Genomic DNA, 17,518 nt, shown 5'->3' with positions numbered 1-17,518 from the left:
CTCTTCAATTAAAAAGTTTTTATGTTCCTACTCAATAAAGAGTGAAGAACAGCTCAATGAATTCTGAATTTATTTAATATCTGTCGATATTGAATTGACTGTGCTGAATGATTACTAACAGTAACTATTCTGTTGGTCACTCAGCTTAAATTGAGACTCTAAATTTGTTTGCCTTGCTTATAAACTAAGTTTGGCTGTTAGAACTCAATCTGTACGAGTGCCCACACAGATGATTGCTTTATATTGTTAAAGAGCTATACCGGTTATCCGGTTGCGATTAAAGCGCTTTGCTTTATCTCGCTAGGGCTGCGCATGTTACGCTTTCCTGTGTTTTTGTCAACACTTAATTTTAAACTTTTTAAAAATCTAACATTAAGTTTTACTCGACTCACTAAGTGGTTTGCTTGCCTCGCTAAGCGTTGCCTGCTCTGCCGTCTCAGTGGGGTCTCATTATAGGGAGATCCAAAAACAGATCAACCCTTTTTTGAAGAAAACTTAAAATAAACGACAGTTCGCTGCATATTTAAACTAAACACGCTAAAAACACAACATAAGTATCATTTTTTTAACATTAAAGCGGCTTTCAGCGTTTTGTTTTAATCTTAATTGAACACCTTTAAGTACAAGCTTGCACCCCAGGTGATCAGCGCGATCATTAATGAGAGTGTAACCGCGGCAGATCCCATATCTTTAGCGCGCCCCGATAACACATGATGATCTGTACTTACGCGATCAGTGAGTGCTTCTATTGCAGAGTTGAGTAACTCGACTATTAATATAACTAACAACGTGCTTACTAATAACGCCCAGTGTAATATTGATGTGGCGAGCCAAAAAGAAAGTGGTAGTAAAATAATACTCAAAACGAGTTCTTGCCTAAAAGCAGCCTCTTCTTTAAAAGCAGCTTTAAAACCAAGGTACGAACAATATGTTGCTTTAAATATACGCTTTATACCAAGGCCGTTAGGTTTGAATACATCTTTCATTAAAAAGCTCTTTAAGTTGGTCAAAATAAAACCTCGCAATGCGAGGCTTTAGTTTTAGGCTACACCGTATTGATCGCGGTACGCTTTAACTGAGGCTAAATGTTCACTCATTGTTCCTTGGTTTTCAAGGTAACTAATAAGATCAGCAAGCTTAACAATAGAGATCACGTGCGTATTAAAGTCGCGCTCAACCTCTTGGATAGCTGAAAGTTCAGCTTTACCTTTTTCTTGGCGATCAAGTGCTATTAATACACCACTTAAGTTTGCGTCATTATCAGCTATGATTTCCATAGATTCACGAATAGCTGTACCTGCGGTGATCACATCATCCACCAGCATAATTTTACCGTTTAGTGCCGATCCTACTAATGTACCACCTTCACCGTGTGCTTTTTTTTCTTTACGGTTAAAACAATAAGGTACATCTTTGTTATAGTGATCTGCCAACGCGACTGCAGTTGTGGTTGCAATTGGGATACCTTTATAAGCAGGGCCAAATAGTACATCATATTCAATTGCTGCATCTTCAAGCGCCGCTGCATAAAAGCGACCTAAGCGCGCTAAGTCACGGCCTGTATTAAACAAACCCGCATTAAAAAAATAAGGGCTAGTACGGCCAGACTTTAAAGTAAACTCACCAAACTTTAATACCTGCTTTTCTAAAGCAAACTCAATAAACTCTTTTTGATATTCTTTCATCACTGATTACCTAATTATGCTAGTGCTTGTTTTTGTACATCAATAATTTCACGAATTGAGTGCTTTGCAAGAGTAAGTAGCTCATCAAGTTCGTCAAATGAGAAAGGTTCGCCCTCAGCGGTTCCTTGCACCTCAATAATTTTACCGGTTTCCGTTAAAATTACATTCATATCAGTTTCAGCGTCCGAATCTTCTAGGTATTCTAAATCACTAATCGCTTGACCTTTATATATACCAACAGAAATAGCAGCAATCATGTGTTTAAGTGGGTTTGAATTAATCATCCCTTTTGCACGCATGTATGTTAGTGCATCAACAAGTGCAACGCACGCACCACTAATTGACGCTGTACGTGTACCACCATCAGCTTGAATAACATCACAATCGATAGTAATGGTGTTTTCACCTAACGCTTTTAAATCAACCGCGGCACGAAGTGCACGTGCGATTAAGCGTTGAATTTCCATAGTACGACCGCCCTGCTTACCGCGCGATGCTTCACGGCCATTACGAGTATGTGTTGAACGAGGTAACATACCGTATTCAGCCGTAACCCAACCTTTACCTTGGCCTTTCATAAAGCGTGGTACACCAGCTTCAACAGTTGCTGTACACAAAACTTTAGTATTTCCAAACTCTACTAATACTGAACCTTCAGCATGCATAGTGTAATTACGTGTGAATGTAACCGGTCTAATTTGATTAGGTGTTCTTTCGCTTGGACGCATTAACGATCCCCTTAATTCTGAATTTGCCACATTATAAGTCGATGTGGTGCCAGATGCCATGTTCATTTACATAATTAACTGCATCAGAAAAGCACATTTCAGAAAATTTACGCTAGAGGTTAAAAGCTGATTCGGTATAATCAGTCAACTTTGTATTTAAAAATGTAGGAAATCATCCATGATCCACAGCATGACAGCTTATGCGCGCCGCGAAATTAAAGGCGAATGGGGCACTGGCACGTGGGAAATTCGTTCAGTAAACCAACGTTACCTTGAAACATTTATTCGTGCACCAGAGCAATTTCGTGGCATGGAGCCCGTTATTCGCGAGCGTCTGCGTAAGCACTTACAGCGTGGTAAGGTAGAGGTCTTCTTAAAGTTTGTCGCAAATCCCGCACATGTTGGTGAATTATCAATTAATCAGTCGCTGGCGGAGCAGTTAATTAATAGTGCTAAGTGGGTTCAGCAACAAAGCAGTGGTGACATTAACCCTGTGGATATTTTACGTTGGCCTGGTGTTATGGAAGCACAAGAAATTGATATGGATAGTGTAAATACGGCACTCATTACTGGCCTTGACCAAGTAATTGAAGACTTTAAATCTGCACGTGGTGATGAAGGTGCAAACCTTGAAGAAATGATAACTACACGATTAACCGCTATTTTAGAACAAGTTGATATCGTTGAAGCACACATGCCAGAAATTACTAAATGGCAACGTGAAAAGTTAGTACAAAAACTTGAAGATTTAACAACAAATATTGATGAGTCACGCCTTGAGCAAGAACTGATTTACCTTGCACAAAAGCAAGATGTTGCTGAAGAGCTAGACCGCTTAAAGTCGCACGTTAAAGAAACACGCAAAATCCTGAGTAAAGGTGGTGCTTGTGGTCGTCGTTTAGATTTTATGATGCAAGAGTTTAACCGTGAAGCAAACACCCTCGCCTCTAAGTCTATTAATAGCGACATCACGAATGCCGCAGTAGAGCTAAAAGTATTGATAGAGCAAATGCGCGAGCAGATCCAGAATATAGAATAATACTTTACTGTATTTTGTATTAATTTAATTTATTAAAATCAAAATGTTATAAAAACCGTTGTTTCAGTAAATGTCAGTTCCTATCTATTTAGGTTACTTTTTTAGGACCAAAATGGTAACTAAAAGTGGAACTGGCATATATTCACTCAAGTATGCGCAAAATGAATAATGCAATCACTTATCAAATAAAAATAGACAAATTAGTTAAGCTTAAATAACCCCATCAAAGACCCCTTCAGCCATGGCCTTTATTTAAAGACCAGTAATAGCAAAAAGCTTTTTAGCTCCTCAAGTATTCAATAGATAAAAAGTGCACAGAAGTTATCATTGATGAAGCTGCCGCCTCTGAACATAGCTATTTGAAAGACTGCGGAAGACTCTTATACCAAAACACATTAATCAAAGCACTAGTGTATAAAAGAGATCTGAGAAAACACAGCAACGATCTTTGTGCATGTTGCCATCGTCGGTTTAACATCACACAATCCAGCAATCGTCTGGTTAAACAGAGTACGAGCGGCGAAGAGCTTGGATGACCACGATGTTTGGATTAGTACAAGAGCGAAGTAATATTAAGAATGCAGGGATTACCCTCTCTCGCCAATTTTGTGGCTACAGGACGGCTTGAATGGTAACATTTATCTCAACGCCAAGTGAGCTAAAAATTACCATAGGTATTATGAATTATGTTGCTGGAATGGGTCCGTTATTGGGTGTTTGTAATGCTTGTTTTAATATCGAGTTTTACCGCAAAAGCCGAGGAGTTAACTGTTGCTGTTGCTAGTAACTTTTATGCGGCAGCACAGAAAGTAGCGACAGATTTTAGCGCTAAAACAGGGATTAAAGTGCGCTTGTCATCTGGCGCATCTGGTGTTTTGTATGCGCAGATTATTCGTGGAGCACCGTTTGACGTATTTTTGTCAGCTGATGCATTAAGGCCTAAAGAACTTTTTCAACGCGGTTTAGCCTGGTCTTATGGCACATATACGCAAGGTCAATTAGCTTTGTGGGTGCCACAACAGAGTGAGCCGATAACAAGCGACTTTTTACGCACCTACTCCGACCGCTTAGCTGTAGCCAACCCTAAATTAGCTCCCTATGGAGCAGCCACGCTGCAAACACTGGAAGTATTGCAATTGAAAAACGTTTTCAAACGTCGTTTGATCAAAGGTAATAACGCAAATCAGGTGTTTCAATTTATTGAATCGGGCAATCTTAGTGCGGGTTTTGTTCCCAAGTCATTACTCATATTAGCGCAACAGCAATGTAACGAATGCAGTGAATTAACCCGCTATCAAAGATATTGGCTGGTACCAGAGTCAATGCATGCGCCTATTTTACAAAGTTATGCGCTTATAAAGCACACAGAACACGCTGATAAGTTTGTTAAATACCTTTTGTCTGCACCAGTTCAAGCATATTTAACAACGATAGGGTACGCCTCAATACCTCAAAAATGAAATGCCATGCACGATAAAACTAATTTGCAAATTAGTCACCTTCTTCGCCTAATGGCATTACACATTTTAACAGTGGCGGATAAATAGCGTTTAGCTGCATGGTTTATTTAGTTAGCCTAATTTTATAAATTGTGGCTATGCAAACTCCTTGATGGCACACTTATAAACAGCACTCACCTATTTTTGCCCTTTATAAACTAGTTGCTTGCAGGGTTTATATTAAGTGCAATGTTATGTGGTCGCTTAAATAAACTTAGCTCCCCATGGGAAGTAACTTATTTATTTAAAAAGATTAAACATGATGCCCTAGTATACTCACAGCCTAGGAAGATGTTACACGCTACTCAAATATAAGCCACGTGTTATCTACAAACACGGCAGTGCGGTATTTTAGGAAGGGTATATATTTGAGTGTCCATATTAAATGCATCGATGAGCATTAGACGACCACTTAGTGGTACCCCAACCTGCGCAATAAGCTTAATTGCTTCTATTGCTTGAATTGACCCAACCATACCTACTAGGGGTGACAGTACTCCGGCCTCTGCGCAAGTTAAAGTTTGGTCTTTAAAGCTGTGGCTTAAACACTGATAGCAAGCGTGATTATCTTGCATATCAAAAACCGCTACTTGACCTTCCATACGAATTGCAGCCCCACTGACAAGCGGTACTTTATGGGCAAATGCGTATTGGTTAATTGCATTTCTGGTAGTTATATTATCACAGCAATCTAACACTAAATCGTGCTCTGCAATCACACGTGCTAAAGCGTCTCCACTTAAACGCTCCTGTATAGTATGCAGAGTAATTTCACTGTTAATATACTCTAAGGCTTGACGGGCAGAAATACATTTAGCAGACCCAACATCAGGTTCACCATGCAACACTTGTCGTTGTAAATTGGTTTTATCTACTATGTCATCGTCAACCAACGTAAGCGCACCTACACCAGAGGCAGCTAAATATTGACTTGCCGCGCAACCGAGTCCGCCTAAACCAATTATTAGCACCTTGGCATTATAGAGCTTTTCTTGCCCATCAATATCCATACTTTTAAGTTGAATATGTCGGCTATAGCGAAAAAGTTGATCTGTGCTTAACTCTTTATATTTAGAGATCGTCATAATGTAGCTTCTTACAAAATATCGAGGGCTGATCTATTAAAAAATAAAACCCACCCAATATAGTCCATTACTATTAATTACTGTTCTTAGAGCGCGTTGACACTCAATCAAACTAAAGATTTGATTAGTAAATGAAGTTAAAAAGTAAATGTTAAAACACTACAATATATAAGGCTAGCGATAATTAAATCAAAAAATAAAGGCTGCACTCATCTTGGCTGTTTATTGCGGTTTTAACTTGAAAGTTTGATTTTAATCAATAAAAGGACGCTTAGTTTAATATTACTATTTTATCTATTTGCTGTGCCATGCTGGTGTAATTACAATGCAGTCTCTTTTGATTTAAACGTTAAATTAATAAATACAGCCAAGCACTCTTTATTTAGTAAGGTACTTAATACCGAACAAAGTGTGACTCACCTATTGGGTTTGGCTGAATAAAAAAGCCTGTTTAGGCTCAGTTTTTAAACTCCTAGCTCTTTCACCTAAGCATACTGTGTATGGTGAAGGCGCCGCAATCGCTAAATGGATTGCCGGGCAGTCGGAGAAATCTTGCTGCTTCCCGTGTTTGGAAAGGTGTTTGAGTGAACTGTATTGCGTTGTACTTAACGGCTGTTAAGCGCATACGTTATGGCTTACAACAAAAAACATCTTGCCATTTAAATAAAGGCAGGACTATGCTCACAGACAATTTTGGTCGTCATTTCGAGTACTTAAGACTATCTATCACAGATGTTTGCAACTTCAGTTGCAACTATTGCTTGCCTGATGGTTATGACTGTCAGCAAGAAAGAGATTTTTTAACACTGGCAGAGTTAGAAGTGCTAGTAAATGCCTTTGCTCAGTTAGGGGTGAAAAAAATCCGCCTTACTGGTGGAGAACCCGGCCTAAGAAAAGACCTGCGTGACATTATTGCGCTATGTAATGAGGTTGAAGGAATTAAAACCGTTGCACTAACCACGAATGGGTTTAATTTAAAAGACCATGCCACAGAGTGGGCTAAGGCGGGATTGAGTGCCTTAAACGTGAGTGCGGATAGCATTGACCCCCGCTTATTTTCAGCGATTACTGGGCACAATAAACTCGAAAAAATTCTTGAAGGTATTGCGCTGGCTGAGCAAGCAGGTATTAAAAAAATTAAATTAAATGCCGTATTGCTCAAGCAATTTAATGCCCACCAGCTAGATAATTACTTGTCCTGGGTAGCTACGCGAAATGTGACAATTCGTTTTATCGAACTGATGAGAACAGGTGATAACCACGCATTTTTTGCGCAAAACCATGTGACTGGGGAGTCTGTCAAAGCCCAATTACTGGCATCGGGTTGGCAGCAACAAGAAAAAGCGCTTTGGGCTGGCCCTGCACAAGAGTTTTCTCATCCGGACTCTTTGGGGCGTGTCGGTTTGATCATGCCCTACAGTAAAGATTTCTGCCAACAGTGTAATCGTTTACGAGTGTCGGCTCGAGGTAAATTGCATTTATGCTTATTTGCAGAAGCCGGACAAGATATTCGCTCTTGGTTGCGCAGTGGTGATATCGCAGGTACAAAGGAAGCAATCGTCGCCGCACTTCAGGATAAAGTCGCAACGCATTACCTCCAAGATGGTGTAGTTGGTGCAACACAGCATCTTGCCATGTTAGGAGGTTAGTAATGCAAGGCGGCAACGCTGTTCGCGTAATAGGGGTTGTATTGGCTGGGGGGCAATCAACTCGTATGGGGCAGGATAAAGCGCTATTATCCGTACAAGGGCAAACCATGCTTGAGCGCACAGTAAGCTATTTGCGACAAGCGGGAATTTCTGACGTTTTAGTTAGCCGTAACGCTCCTGGCTACCTACAAGACCATTACGCCAACGCGGGTCCTCTTGCTGGTATTCACAGTAGCTTAACACACTGTTTAGATACATTATCTGCTTCAGCAGGCTCTTACGCATTAGTGGTAATGCCTGTTGATATGCCCTTAATGGCCCCAAAACTACTACAATCCTTACTTAAAGCGGGGCAACAGGCGCAAACAATAACCCACTTTGACAAGGAGTGCTTTCCTTTATTTGTACCTGTTACAGCACAGTGTAAAGTACGCCTAGAAGCCTGTCTTGCCAGTGATGACTTGTCCATTAAACACTTTATACAGTCATTGCCTCATACGCGTTTAGCAATGACTGAGCCACAGCACTTTGTTAATACCAACAATCCACAGCAATGGGCCAGTGCCATTGCAACTATTATTTAATAAGGAAAATCAACTGCATGTCGCACACAAAAACCCCTTTTAAAGCGTTAAATATCGCTGTACTCACCGTATCTGACACTCGCGATGAAACATCTGACACCTCTGGTGCTTTTTTAGTTGAGGCTGCACAAACTGCGGGCCATAACATATTAGAAAAAAACATTGTAAAAGATGATATTTATCAACTTCGTGCCATCGTTTCACAATGGATTGCCAGTACTGAAATTCAAGTCGTTTTGGTCACCGGCGGAACGGGGTTTACTCTTCGCGACTCAACGCCAGAAGCATTAAGCCCTTTATTTGATAAAGAGGTAGAGGGATTTGGTGAGTTATTTAGACAGGTATCTGTTGCTGAAATAGGCGTGTCGACTATTCAATCGCGCGCGCTGGCAGGTATTGCAAATGCTACCGTTATTTTTTGTATGCCAGGCTCAACTGGAGCCTGTAAAACGGCCTGGGAGAACATTATTAAATATCAGTTAGATGCAGGTTATCGCCCTTGTAATTTTGTTCCTCATTTAAAATCTGGTCAGCCTGCTTGCGGCACAAGGGGTTAAGTATGCTTACTCATCTCAATGCTAAAGGGCAAGCCAATATGGTGGACGTCTCTGATAAGGTTAGTACGCAACGCAGTGCACAAGCCAGTGGCTGTATCACCATGAACGCTGAAACGTTAGCCGCGGTGTGCAACAACCAAAATAAAAAGGGAGATGTGTTGGCCACAGCCCGTATCGCGGGAATTCAAGCGGCGAAAAAATGTGCAGACTTAATCCCATTATGCCACCCTCTTGCGTTAACAAAAATCGATATAGACTTTGAAATAGACACTGTTAAACAGCAAATAAAAGTGAGCAGTTTGTGCAAATTAAACGGACAAACTGGGGTTGAAATGGAAGCATTAACTGCAGTTAGTGTTGCGTTATTGACATTATTTGATATGTGTAAAGCGGGTGATCCCAGTATGACAATCTCTGAGATTAAGGTTTTAACCAAAGCGGGCGGTAAAACAGGTTTATGGCAACGTACCACAGAGACTTAAGGTACTAAACTCAACTTAGTGCAAACCTGATAGGCGCGCAAGAAAGGGAAAAACAAATGATAAAGGTAAAATTTTTTGGTCAATTGCGCGAATTACTCGCGTGCAATGAACGCTTGGTAGACGTGGCTCATATTGCTGTGGTTAATGATTTATTGACCGTTTTAAGCCAAGAAAATGAAAAGTGGGCAATGCATTTAGCTGCTGATAATATTTTAGTTGCAGTTAACCATGAAATGTCTACCAAGGCACACGCGCTCAAAGCAGGAGATGAAGTTGCTTTATTTCCACCTGTAACAGGAGGTTAGAAATGATCAGTGTACAGTGTGAAGATTTTGATGTTGCCAAAGAGTATCAGGCTTTGGCAACGAGCGATCAAAGTGATGGCGCAGTAGTGATTTTCACGGGTTTAGTCAGAGATATTAACCAAGGATCTCATGTGAGCTCATTACACCTTGAGCACTACCCTGAAATGACCGAAAAGCTACTGCAAAAAATCGTTGATGACGCACGCACGCGGTGGCCTCTAGGACAAGTGAGAGTTATTCACAGAGTCGGTGAACTGCATTTAAGTGAACAAATCGTTTTTGTCGGCGTTACGAGCAAACATCGAGAAGCTGCTTTTACTGCATGTCAGTTTATTATGGATTACTTAAAAAATTCAGCACCATTTTGGAAAAAAGAAACAACTGAGCAGGGTTCTCGCTGGGTTGAGTTTAATGAAAAGGATAAGCAGGCGTTGCAGCGATGGTAAGGTAGCTGCAACGCGCAAAAGTTTTTTAATATGTGCTGGTTGCTGTAATACTGGTTATATTATTTAATGACTTAAAATAGAGTCAAATAACTGAACATGAACCGTATCACCTGCAGCACAGCCGGCATGGCTCTCTTCTAAAACCAAATAGCAATTAGCTTGACTTAACGAAGATAAAACCCCAGAACCTTGATGTGACAGCGGTGTAACAATAAGCTCACCTTTAGCATTAAGACTCGCCAATCCGCGTTGAAAGTCCATCCGACCCGGGCGTTTCTTTACTGTATCAGTACAATATGCAGGTAATAGTAAAGGGTCGCTATAGCGAGTACCCATTAGCTTTTTAATACCAGGTACACCTAGCAAATGCAAAGTCACTGTTGCAGAAACGGGATTACCTGGCAATCCAAAGAAAAGGCTATTGGGTAGGTGACCAAATGCAAAAGGTTTACCGGGTTTAATGGCAACTTTCCAAAAGTCAATTTGCCCGATTTCGTCGAGTACCTCTTTCGTGTAGTCTGCATCACCAACCGAAACGCCACCAGAACTGATCACAATATCTGCTAACTGGTCAGCTTCCAAAAACGCAGCTTTGATCTGGTTATAATCGTCGGGAATAATGCCAAGATCAATAATGTCTACCCCCATGTTTTGCAGCATGGCAATAATAACATAGCGATTACTCTCGTAGATATTACCCGCTTTTAACGGCTGACCAGGCAATTTCAGCTCATCGCCGGTAGAAAACACCGCAATCTTTGGCTTACGTTTAACTTGAACCTCTGCTATCCCAAGAGAGCTCAACAAACCAATATCAGCTGGCTTAAATTGCTGGCCTGGCATAAACACAGTTTTCCCTTGGGCTATATCTTCACCAGCGCAGCGTATATTTTTTCCAAGTTTAAGTGGCTGCTCTAAGACAACGTGGCTATCGATACGAGAAATGTTTTCTTGCATTTCTACCGTATTAGCGCTGTCGGGCACAACAGCCCCCGTCATAATACGAATACACTGCCCGGGAGCAAGTTCACCATGAAACGGTGCACCAGCCATAGAAGTTCCCACTAAATTAAAACTCGTTGCAGCTGGGATAGTGTGACTATCGTGTAAAGCTACGTTAAAAGCATACCCGTCCATGGCTGAGTTATTGTAAGCAGGAACGTTTATTGGGGAAATTATTGTAGCAGCGTTAACGCGGTGTAATGCAGCATCGAGGGTAACCGTTTGTGTATCTTGAATAATTGAAATTTTGTCTAGTAATTGTCTTTTTGCTTCAGCTAAAGAAATTAAACCAGAAACACTAAAACAGTCAGCCATAACTTTCTCTTCTTTTATAAAAAATAACCACATTTATATGTGCTTTACAGAGCTGGATGATAAAAAACCCAGCCCGCTTTGTACTTGATTTATATCAATGTTATGTGTTTTAGCTCATTTAATGATATAAATATTTTTGTATTATCTTTACTATGACACACTTTGTTTCTCTGTCACTTTAATTTAAATAACCACTGTTGCGATTGCTATTTTGTTAATTGATTATACGGCGCTATGGCTCACTATTAAATTAGCTTTGTTAACGACTATTATTTTGTTGGGGCTGTGCGTGCCCGGTGCTTGGTGGTTATCGCGTTATCATGGTCGTTGGAAACCATTTATTGAAACACTGATCGCGTTGCCTTTAGTATTGCCCCCAACCGTTTTAGGGTTTTACTTATTAATTGCTTTTGCTCCTACAACCTGGCTGGGACAAAGCTGGCTTTGGTTAACCGGAACCCAGCTAGCCTTTAGTTTTTCAGGATTGTTGTTAGCATCGATTATTTATTCCTTGCCTTTTGTTATGCAACCTTTAATTGCTAGTTTCACTCAGTTAGGTATACAGTATGATGAGGTGGCTATGGGCTTGGGTATTGCGCCTACTCAACGCTTACTTTTGGTGAGCCTTCCCATTGCCAAGCCGGCACTACTTAGTGCAGCAACCTTAGGGTTTGCCCATACTTTAGGGGAATTTGGATTGGTTTTAATGATTGGTGGCAACATTCCTGGCGAAACACAACTGCTCTCAATCGCTTTGTACAATCATGTTGAAGCTATTGAATATGCCCAAGCCCACGCGTTAGCCGCTGTGCTAATTGGTTTGTCTTTTGTTTGTTTATTTTTGTTGTATCGCTTTAACCGACCGACTATGCAACTGCTGCCTCAAGTGAAACGTTAAGCTATGTTGACTTTGCGTATTACACATCCTTTAAATGGAACTCAACAAACATTAACCTGGGCCGTTGAGCAGCATATTATTGGTATATTTGGCGCATCAGGCGCAGGTAAATCAACGCTCTTAAAAGGCATTGCAGGTTTAGCTAAGGGCTATGTTGATAACGTATCGTATACACAGCAAGTGTTACCCACTGATGCTAATAGCGACACCCCACTGTATTATTTACGGCAACGCTCGGTACTGTTTCCTCATCTTAGCGTTGTTCAAAACCTTAAGCTTGTGATAACCCATGGTAAGCGCGCTAAGCAATGTCAATTTAGCTTGGAAGAGGTCGTTTCATGGTGTGAATTAGAACCTATTTTACAGCACAAACCAGGGCAACTTTCCGGTGGGCAACAGCAGCGAGCAGCCTTTGCCCAAGCACTACTTTCTGGTAAACCCTTGCTCTTACTCGACGAACCTTTTTCTGCATTAGATTGGAGTGCGCGCAAACACTTTTGCTGCTTATTACGTTATTTACATCAGCGCTACCAGCTGCAGTTTATTTTAGTTAGCCATTCTTTACAGGAACTCGCGCTAAGTACAGATTACCTTATCCACATACATGATTTTTCGCTACAACAACAAGGAACAACTCAGGCGCTACTTCCACAACTTAGCGCCCATACCGCGTCTGTGCAAAGTGCTTTAGTGCGAGGTAAGGTAATAGCCGTGCTCAAGGATTACAACCTCACTAAAGTACAATTACTTGCGCCAAGCACGCAATATATCTATATCAATACGCCAGGCTTTGTAGACGACGAAGTACAGTTGCCACTTGTGGCAAACAAAGTCAGTATTGCCAAAGTTAAGCCACAGCAGTCATCTATTGTAAATTGCTTACGTGGACATATTCTTAGCCTAAAAAGAAAAGACGACTGCTTTTGTGTAGAGGTTGATGTAGATGAGCAAATTATCTTCGCAAATATTTCATTTCTTTCGCTAAAAAGGCTTGATTTAAAAGTTCAAGACAGCGTTTATTTACAATTTAAAGCAAATTAATTTACCTCTTAATAAGGTGCTTAAAGTGCTGTTTTGCTTGCCATTGATCATGGTCAATAAAACACGCGTTATTAGTTAATTTAGTTTGTGCAAATACCCTAAATTTCATACTCTGCCAGTGTATAAAATACGTCATATTTAAGTTTATTTTTTTATTTAGGAGTAGGAAAATGGGTAATAACAAAAGGATTTTAAAAAGTATTTGTACGTCATCAATGCTCGTCATTAGCGCAATGGCTGCGACTCAACCCGCCTTAGCCACAACAGATAACAGCATTGGCAATGGTTCGCTCAGTACATGGGTTGAATTTGCAAGTGACTATGTATTTCGTGGTGAATCAGAAACCAATGATGGTCAAATCCCCTCTTTGAAAGGACAGATTACATGGACACACGAGTCTGGGTTTTATGCAGGATATTATATGGCAAATGCATTATTTCCTGGAGGAGATGAAGTCACGAATTACAATAACCCCAATATTAATGCTGTAACAGGTATTACAATGGGAATGAGCGTTGAGGATATTGCAGGAACAGGATTTAACTATAGTGGTTCTCTGTTTCAATATATTTACCCAGGAGACAGTCAATCAAATTATTTAGAGATGTTTAATTTCATCGATAAGCAATTTGGCGATGTTAATTTAAAGTTTGAATACTCACCTACATTAAATGATTGGTTTGGTGTCAAAGATCTACTGTCTTGGCACGTAGCAACACATATCGCTGTTGACATACCTATGGAATTTACGGTTAGTACAAGTATTGGGTACCAAGGATTTGATTATTCAGGTAATGCAGGTTATGAAGATATTGAATCACTGGATTGGACCCACTGGAATATTGGTATTAGCCGCCCGATAGCTGGTTATGTGGTTGATTTGCGTTATCACGATACAGATTTAGATGGTTATCATGCATTTTATGGAACTAACACTAATTCGAATCATATTTTTGATAACCGCATTGTGATTGCAATTTCCAAGACTTTCTAACGTAGATTTAGATAAAAAGTTGCTCAGAGTTAAGTGCAACTTAAATCAACCAAATAAAAAACCCCAAAAATGTAACATTTTGGGGTTTTATTATTTTTGATATGTTTACGACTATTCAGTGCTAAGCAAGCAGCTTAATGGGTACTGTGCTTAAGACTGCTTGCGTTGGATCACTGTGCCTTTATCACCGACAGCAAATACTTGCCCTTGTTGCGTAACGATAATGTCGCGTAGACCATGATCTGTATCGGTAGCTTCCTTCTCTACAAGGCCCTGTTGCAAATGTAATATTGTGCCTTTAGTACCGGCAATAAATGCACCTACCTCAGGATGACCGGCAATAGCCAATAAATCATCTTGAACACGAGTTGCCATTTTTTGCCAACGATGACCATTAAAATGGGCGAGCGTTCCAGATAAACCAACTGCATAAATGTCGTCTAATGCCTGTCCCCATACGCCATACACAAAATTTTCCGTACCAATATTAAATTCTGTCCATTCTGTGCCGTTATAGCGCAACATAAGGCCAAAATCTCCTGGTGCTAACATATGTTTTGCATCATAAGCCCAGATAGAGTACAAAGCAGACTTAGTTCCACTCGACATTCTTTGCCAGCTCAGCCCGTCAAATACCAAAACGAGTCCTTCATCGCCAACAGCATAAATTTCATTAGGGCCAGCAGCCCACATACCTAAAATGGTAATATCTAAATGCAAATCAAAATGCAGGGTCCATTGTTCACCTCCATAGCGATAAATACGACCAAACTGACCGGCAGCAAATAGACCATTACCACTATCAACCAAACAATGTATTGCCAGCTCACTAGGGGCAGGTAATGTAGACCACTGCTCGTTGTGATAATTTAGTACAGTACCCGCTTCACCATAAACATAAACACTGCCATCAAGCCCCTCACTTACCCCCCATAATTGTCGGTCAGTTGGTGCCTTTAGGGTATGCCAATCACTGGGCTGAACTGTTTTTTCAGGTATGAACAGTGCGTGAGTAAAATCTTGTGCCGCTGTCATGATGGTTCCAAAATCACCAACCACAATAGCTTCACCCGTTGGCAATATCACACTGTCCATCAAATCATGTCGACAATTACTTTCGAGTTTATCTAAGCGCATATCTTTCAAGAAATACAAGTGACCTTGATCAGCGGTGATCAATACGCCACCTTTATAGTGCTGTAAAGAACGAATACGCGGGAGTGCTTGCTCAAAATCGAGCGCGTGAAAAGTCCCATTTCGATATAAAACGAGTTCACCCCGGAACCCGCCGTATTTTGGAAAATAACGTCCTCCCGCTAACAAAATACTGTCATCATCAAGCGCCAGCATCGTTTGAAACCCTGAAGCTAGTGAACAAGGAACTAATTGCCATTGACCGTCTTGATCACGGCGTAACACTGTGCCTTCATTCCCCGCAGCATATACCTCACCATTGCTGCATATAACGCTGCGTAGGTTAACGCGTGTTGGGGCACTCTCAGGACTCCATTGAGCTCCATCAAAGTGCATGATCCGCCCTTCATCACCCACGGCCCATGCTTTACCATTAGCTTGTCCAGCAATACTAAATAAGGGAGTATTATTAACCGTTGCAGCAAAACGCTTTGTGTTTGGGTCCACTTCTGCACCATGCAAATGCTGCCAAGATTTACCGTCATAGTGAACAATGCATCCCATCCAGCCAACGGCATAAATTGCATCAGCGCTGGTGCCCCAAATACTGTGCAGAGGGAGCGTTTGTGGCACATCCATTTGCTGCCACTGCATAGAGTCAGTGTCAGGATTATGGGTATACGTGAGAATAACGCCTTCGTCACCCACGACAAAAAGTTGCTCATCGATATAACAGCCTGACCAAAAGACGTCACCATCTCCGGCGCCGACTTCAGGGACTCTATGCCAAGGTGCAGTTTGGGTTTCTTGCGTTTTAGGCTTTAATAATTGACGAAAAAAGCGACGGCGGTCGCTGGTATTGGCTTCGGTCATAGTTATGATCTCGTGTGCTTATACTCTGTGCGGCAAGGGTTGTCGCACAGAGTAAGGGTTAATGTGATGAAAAATGGTTGCCAAGCAAGCTCGATAGCTGCTGTTCAATGTCTGCTTTTTGATCGGCAGGAACACTGTCTAGGGCTGATTGGAGATCTTCTGACGTGGCGTTTTCACTAGCAAATTGAGCAAGAGACGCCTTGGCGGCTTCAGCAAATATCGCTTGAGCGTGAGCTTGACAAGCCTCTACTGCGTGATTAAAGGCTTGTGCTTCTGGGCTGTGTGGAGCACCTAGAATGGCGGGAACGCCTGTATCAGAGCCACTCGCTAATGCGGGCGATAAAGGAATTTGAGCCAATGAACCGATATTTGCAGAGGCCAGAGCCGCGGCAAGATGATCACGTGGAAAAATATGAAAATCATTACTACAGTGCGGGCAGGTCACTCCAGCCATGTTTTCAACAGCACCAATTATAGGAAGCTGTCGTTCTTGACAAAAACGCACCGCTTTTAAGCTATCCATTAATGCCACTTCTTGCGCTGTTGTGACTAACAATGCAGCCACATCCTGCCCTTCAAGCATATCTGCAAGGGTAATTAGCTCATTACCCGTGCCAGGGGGCATATCAATAATCAAGTAATCTAAATGGCCCCAATCAAAAGAGCCGAGTAAGTGATGCATAAAATCATGTTTATACGAGTCACGCCACACAATTGGAGTATCATCACGATCCATCATAAAGGCAAGTGTTCCAACCTTGACAGGATGCGCGATAGCCGAGTGGGTGAAATTGTGTGTTGGTAAACCGCTAGCGCTTAATTTAACACGTTCACCCACAAAGCCGAAAAAACGGCTTTGATTTGGGCCATGCACATCTGCATCAGCCACCCCTACGCGAAACCCTTTTCCGGCAAGACCTGCAGCAACATTGGCAGATACGGTACTTTTGCCCACACCACCTTTGTTTGCCATGACCATAATAATTTGACCAATTTGGCCAAGTCTTGACTCAAGTAATCGCTTTTCATGATGACTTTTATCAAGTGTGCAATTTGGCTCTTCAGGGCAAAATTGACAGGCATGGCCTTTGCTACAATCCGCAGGCACCACAGCAATGGTTTCTGTATTGGGAAACTGATTAACAGACATGAAAGAAACTCTCCTAAAATATGTATAAAACAACGTAACTCAGTGCTAAAT

At 41.3% G+C, this 17,518-nt stretch carries 18 protein-coding genes and 1 riboswitch; of the genes, 11 read left to right on the top strand and 7 right to left on the bottom strand.

Annotation, left to right across the window (positions count from 1 at the left end):
• Nucleotides 1-602 precede the first annotated feature (602 nt).
• Genes CWC30_RS00980 through rph form a run of 3 tightly spaced genes read right to left on the bottom strand, consistent with a single transcriptional unit; the run spans nt 603 to nt 2,413 of the window.
• The gene (locus CWC30_RS00980) at nt 603-986 is read right to left on the bottom strand and encodes a diacylglycerol kinase (RefSeq protein WP_138626183.1); all 384 of its coding nucleotides are present in this window, start codon (nt 984-986) and stop codon (nt 603-605) included.
• Between the two features lie 54 nt (nt 987-1,040).
• Entirely contained in the window at nt 1,041-1,685 is a 645-nt protein-coding gene (pyrE, locus tag CWC30_RS00975) for an orotate phosphoribosyltransferase (protein WP_138626182.1), read from the bottom strand.
• A gap of 14 nt (nt 1,686-1,699) precedes the next feature.
• Nucleotides 1,700-2,413 carry a ribonuclease PH gene (gene rph / locus CWC30_RS00970; protein WP_138626181.1) on the bottom strand — a complete coding sequence of 238 codons (714 nt, stop codon included), beginning with the start codon at nt 2,411-2,413 and terminating at the stop codon, nt 1,700-1,702.
• Nucleotides 2,414-2,591: 178 nt separating this feature from the next.
• On the opposite strand from rph, the gene CWC30_RS00965 reads away from it, so the two are divergent.
• Together CWC30_RS00965 and modA are read left to right on the top strand one after the other, a co-directional pair.
• A complete protein-coding gene (locus CWC30_RS00965; protein WP_138626180.1) occupies nt 2,592-3,452 on the top strand; it encodes a YicC/YloC family endoribonuclease in 861 nt (286 codons plus the stop codon).
• Between the two features lie 722 nt (nt 3,453-4,174).
• Nucleotides 4,175-4,912 carry a molybdate ABC transporter substrate-binding protein gene (modA, locus tag CWC30_RS00960; protein WP_171034665.1) on the top strand — a complete coding sequence of 246 codons (738 nt, stop codon included), beginning with the start codon at nt 4,175-4,177 and terminating at the stop codon, nt 4,910-4,912.
• 362 nt (nt 4,913-5,274) lie between these two features.
• Here modA and CWC30_RS00955 read toward each other — a convergent pair whose 3' ends face one another.
• Nucleotides 5,275-6,036: a molybdopterin-synthase adenylyltransferase MoeB gene (locus CWC30_RS00955; RefSeq protein ID WP_138626178.1), complete on the bottom strand. Its 762-nt coding sequence runs from the start codon at nt 6,034-6,036 to the stop codon at nt 5,275-5,277.
• Between the two features lie 457 nt (nt 6,037-6,493).
• Nucleotides 6,494-6,631, top strand: a riboswitch (molybdenum cofactor riboswitch).
• 82 nt (nt 6,632-6,713) lie between these two features.
• Here CWC30_RS00955 and moaA point away from each other — a divergent pair.
• Genes moaA through moaE form a run of 6 tightly spaced genes read left to right on the top strand, consistent with a single transcriptional unit; the run spans nt 6,714 to nt 10,059 of the window.
• Entirely contained in the window at nt 6,714-7,685 is a 972-nt protein-coding gene (moaA, locus tag CWC30_RS00950) for a GTP 3',8-cyclase MoaA (RefSeq protein ID WP_138626177.1), read from the top strand.
• Nucleotides 7,686-7,687: 2 nt separating this feature from the next.
• Nucleotides 7,688-8,269 (top strand): molybdenum cofactor guanylyltransferase, encoded by a 582-nt coding sequence (mobA, locus tag CWC30_RS00945; protein WP_138626176.1) that lies wholly within the window; start codon nt 7,688-7,690, stop codon nt 8,267-8,269.
• 17 nt (nt 8,270-8,286) lie between these two features.
• Nucleotides 8,287-8,826, top strand: a complete 540-nt coding sequence (moaB, locus tag CWC30_RS00940) for a molybdenum cofactor biosynthesis protein B (RefSeq protein ID WP_138626175.1) — start codon at nt 8,287-8,289, stop codon at nt 8,824-8,826.
• 2 nt (nt 8,827-8,828) lie between these two features.
• Nucleotides 8,829-9,308, top strand: coding sequence for a cyclic pyranopterin monophosphate synthase MoaC (moaC, locus tag CWC30_RS00935; protein WP_138626174.1), 480 nt, complete (start codon nt 8,829-8,831; stop codon nt 9,306-9,308).
• Nucleotides 9,309-9,364: 56 nt separating this feature from the next.
• On the top strand, nt 9,365-9,613 hold the full coding sequence (locus CWC30_RS00930) for a MoaD/ThiS family protein (RefSeq protein ID WP_138626173.1): 249 nt from the start codon (nt 9,365-9,367) through the stop codon (nt 9,611-9,613).
• Between the two features lie 2 nt (nt 9,614-9,615).
• A complete protein-coding gene (gene moaE, locus CWC30_RS00925; protein WP_138626172.1) occupies nt 9,616-10,059 on the top strand; it encodes a molybdopterin synthase catalytic subunit MoaE in 444 nt (147 codons plus the stop codon).
• 63 nt (nt 10,060-10,122) lie between these two features.
• Here the strand turns inward: moaE and moeA are convergent, their stop codons facing one another.
• Entirely contained in the window at nt 10,123-11,376 is a 1,254-nt protein-coding gene (gene moeA, locus CWC30_RS00920; RefSeq protein ID WP_138626186.1) for a molybdopterin molybdotransferase MoeA, read from the bottom strand.
• 208 nt (nt 11,377-11,584) lie between these two features.
• Here moeA and modB point away from each other — a divergent pair, with 208 nt between their 5' ends.
• From modB to CWC30_RS00905, 3 genes are all read left to right on the top strand, one after another.
• Nucleotides 11,585-12,274 (top strand): molybdate ABC transporter permease subunit, encoded by a 690-nt coding sequence (gene modB, locus CWC30_RS00915; RefSeq protein WP_138626171.1) that lies wholly within the window; start codon nt 11,585-11,587, stop codon nt 12,272-12,274.
• 3 nt (nt 12,275-12,277) lie between these two features.
• Nucleotides 12,278-13,315, top strand: coding sequence for an ATP-binding cassette domain-containing protein (locus CWC30_RS00910; RefSeq protein ID WP_138626170.1), 1,038 nt, complete (start codon nt 12,278-12,280; stop codon nt 13,313-13,315).
• A 170-nt stretch (nt 13,316-13,485) separates the two neighbouring features.
• A complete protein-coding gene (locus CWC30_RS00905) occupies nt 13,486-14,310 on the top strand; it encodes a TorF family putative porin (protein WP_138626169.1) in 825 nt (274 codons plus the stop codon).
• Nucleotides 14,311-14,460: 150 nt separating this feature from the next.
• Here the strand turns inward: CWC30_RS00905 and CWC30_RS00900 are convergent, their stop codons facing one another.
• The gene (locus CWC30_RS00900; protein WP_138626168.1) at nt 14,461-16,317 is read right to left on the bottom strand and encodes a WD40/YVTN/BNR-like repeat-containing protein; all 1,857 of its coding nucleotides are present in this window, start codon (nt 16,315-16,317) and stop codon (nt 14,461-14,463) included.
• A gap of 58 nt (nt 16,318-16,375) precedes the next feature.
• Nucleotides 16,376-17,467: a P-loop NTPase gene (locus CWC30_RS00895; protein WP_138626167.1), complete on the bottom strand. Its 1,092-nt coding sequence runs from the start codon at nt 17,465-17,467 to the stop codon at nt 16,376-16,378.
• Nucleotides 17,468-17,518 lie beyond the last annotated feature (51 nt).

This window comes from Pseudoalteromonas sp. S4741 (assembly GCF_005886135.1).
GTDB lineage: Bacteria > Pseudomonadota > Gammaproteobacteria > Enterobacterales > Alteromonadaceae > Pseudoalteromonas > Pseudoalteromonas tetraodonis.
Note: the sequence above shows the minus strand (reverse complement) of the source record. Positions and strands in the feature narration are given on the sequence as shown.

Coding starts and splice junctions, on each gene's coding strand:
- CWC30_RS00980 (WP_138626183.1), bottom strand. CDS start 986: ATGAAAGATGTATTCAAACCTAACGGCCTTGGTATAAAGCGTATATTT.
- pyrE (WP_138626182.1), bottom strand. CDS start 1,685: ATGAAAGAATATCAAAAAGAGTTTATTGAGTTTGCTTTAGAAAAGCAG.
- rph (WP_138626181.1), bottom strand. CDS start 2,413: ATGCGTCCAAGCGAAAGAACACCTAATCAAATTAGACCGGTTACATTC.
- CWC30_RS00965 (WP_138626180.1), top strand. CDS start 2,592: ATGATCCACAGCATGACAGCTTATGCGCGCCGCGAAATTAAAGGCGAA.
- modA (WP_171034665.1), top strand. CDS start 4,175: ATGCTTGTTTTAATATCGAGTTTTACCGCAAAAGCCGAGGAGTTAACT.
- CWC30_RS00955 (WP_138626178.1), bottom strand. CDS start 6,036: ATGACGATCTCTAAATATAAAGAGTTAAGCACAGATCAACTTTTTCGC.
- moaA (WP_138626177.1), top strand. CDS start 6,714: ATGCTCACAGACAATTTTGGTCGTCATTTCGAGTACTTAAGACTATCT.
- mobA (WP_138626176.1), top strand. CDS start 7,688: ATGCAAGGCGGCAACGCTGTTCGCGTAATAGGGGTTGTATTGGCTGGG.
- moaB (WP_138626175.1), top strand. CDS start 8,287: ATGTCGCACACAAAAACCCCTTTTAAAGCGTTAAATATCGCTGTACTC.
- moaC (WP_138626174.1), top strand. CDS start 8,829: ATGCTTACTCATCTCAATGCTAAAGGGCAAGCCAATATGGTGGACGTC.
- CWC30_RS00930 (WP_138626173.1), top strand. CDS start 9,365: ATGATAAAGGTAAAATTTTTTGGTCAATTGCGCGAATTACTCGCGTGC.
- moaE (WP_138626172.1), top strand. CDS start 9,616: ATGATCAGTGTACAGTGTGAAGATTTTGATGTTGCCAAAGAGTATCAG.
- moeA (WP_138626186.1), bottom strand. CDS start 11,376: ATGGCTGACTGTTTTAGTGTTTCTGGTTTAATTTCTTTAGCTGAAGCA.
- CWC30_RS00910 (WP_138626170.1), top strand. CDS start 12,278: ATGTTGACTTTGCGTATTACACATCCTTTAAATGGAACTCAACAAACA.
- CWC30_RS00905 (WP_138626169.1), top strand. CDS start 13,486: ATGGGTAATAACAAAAGGATTTTAAAAAGTATTTGTACGTCATCAATG.
- CWC30_RS00900 (WP_138626168.1), bottom strand. CDS start 16,317: ATGACCGAAGCCAATACCAGCGACCGCCGTCGCTTTTTTCGTCAATTA.
- CWC30_RS00895 (WP_138626167.1), bottom strand. CDS start 17,467: ATGTCTGTTAATCAGTTTCCCAATACAGAAACCATTGCTGTGGTGCCT.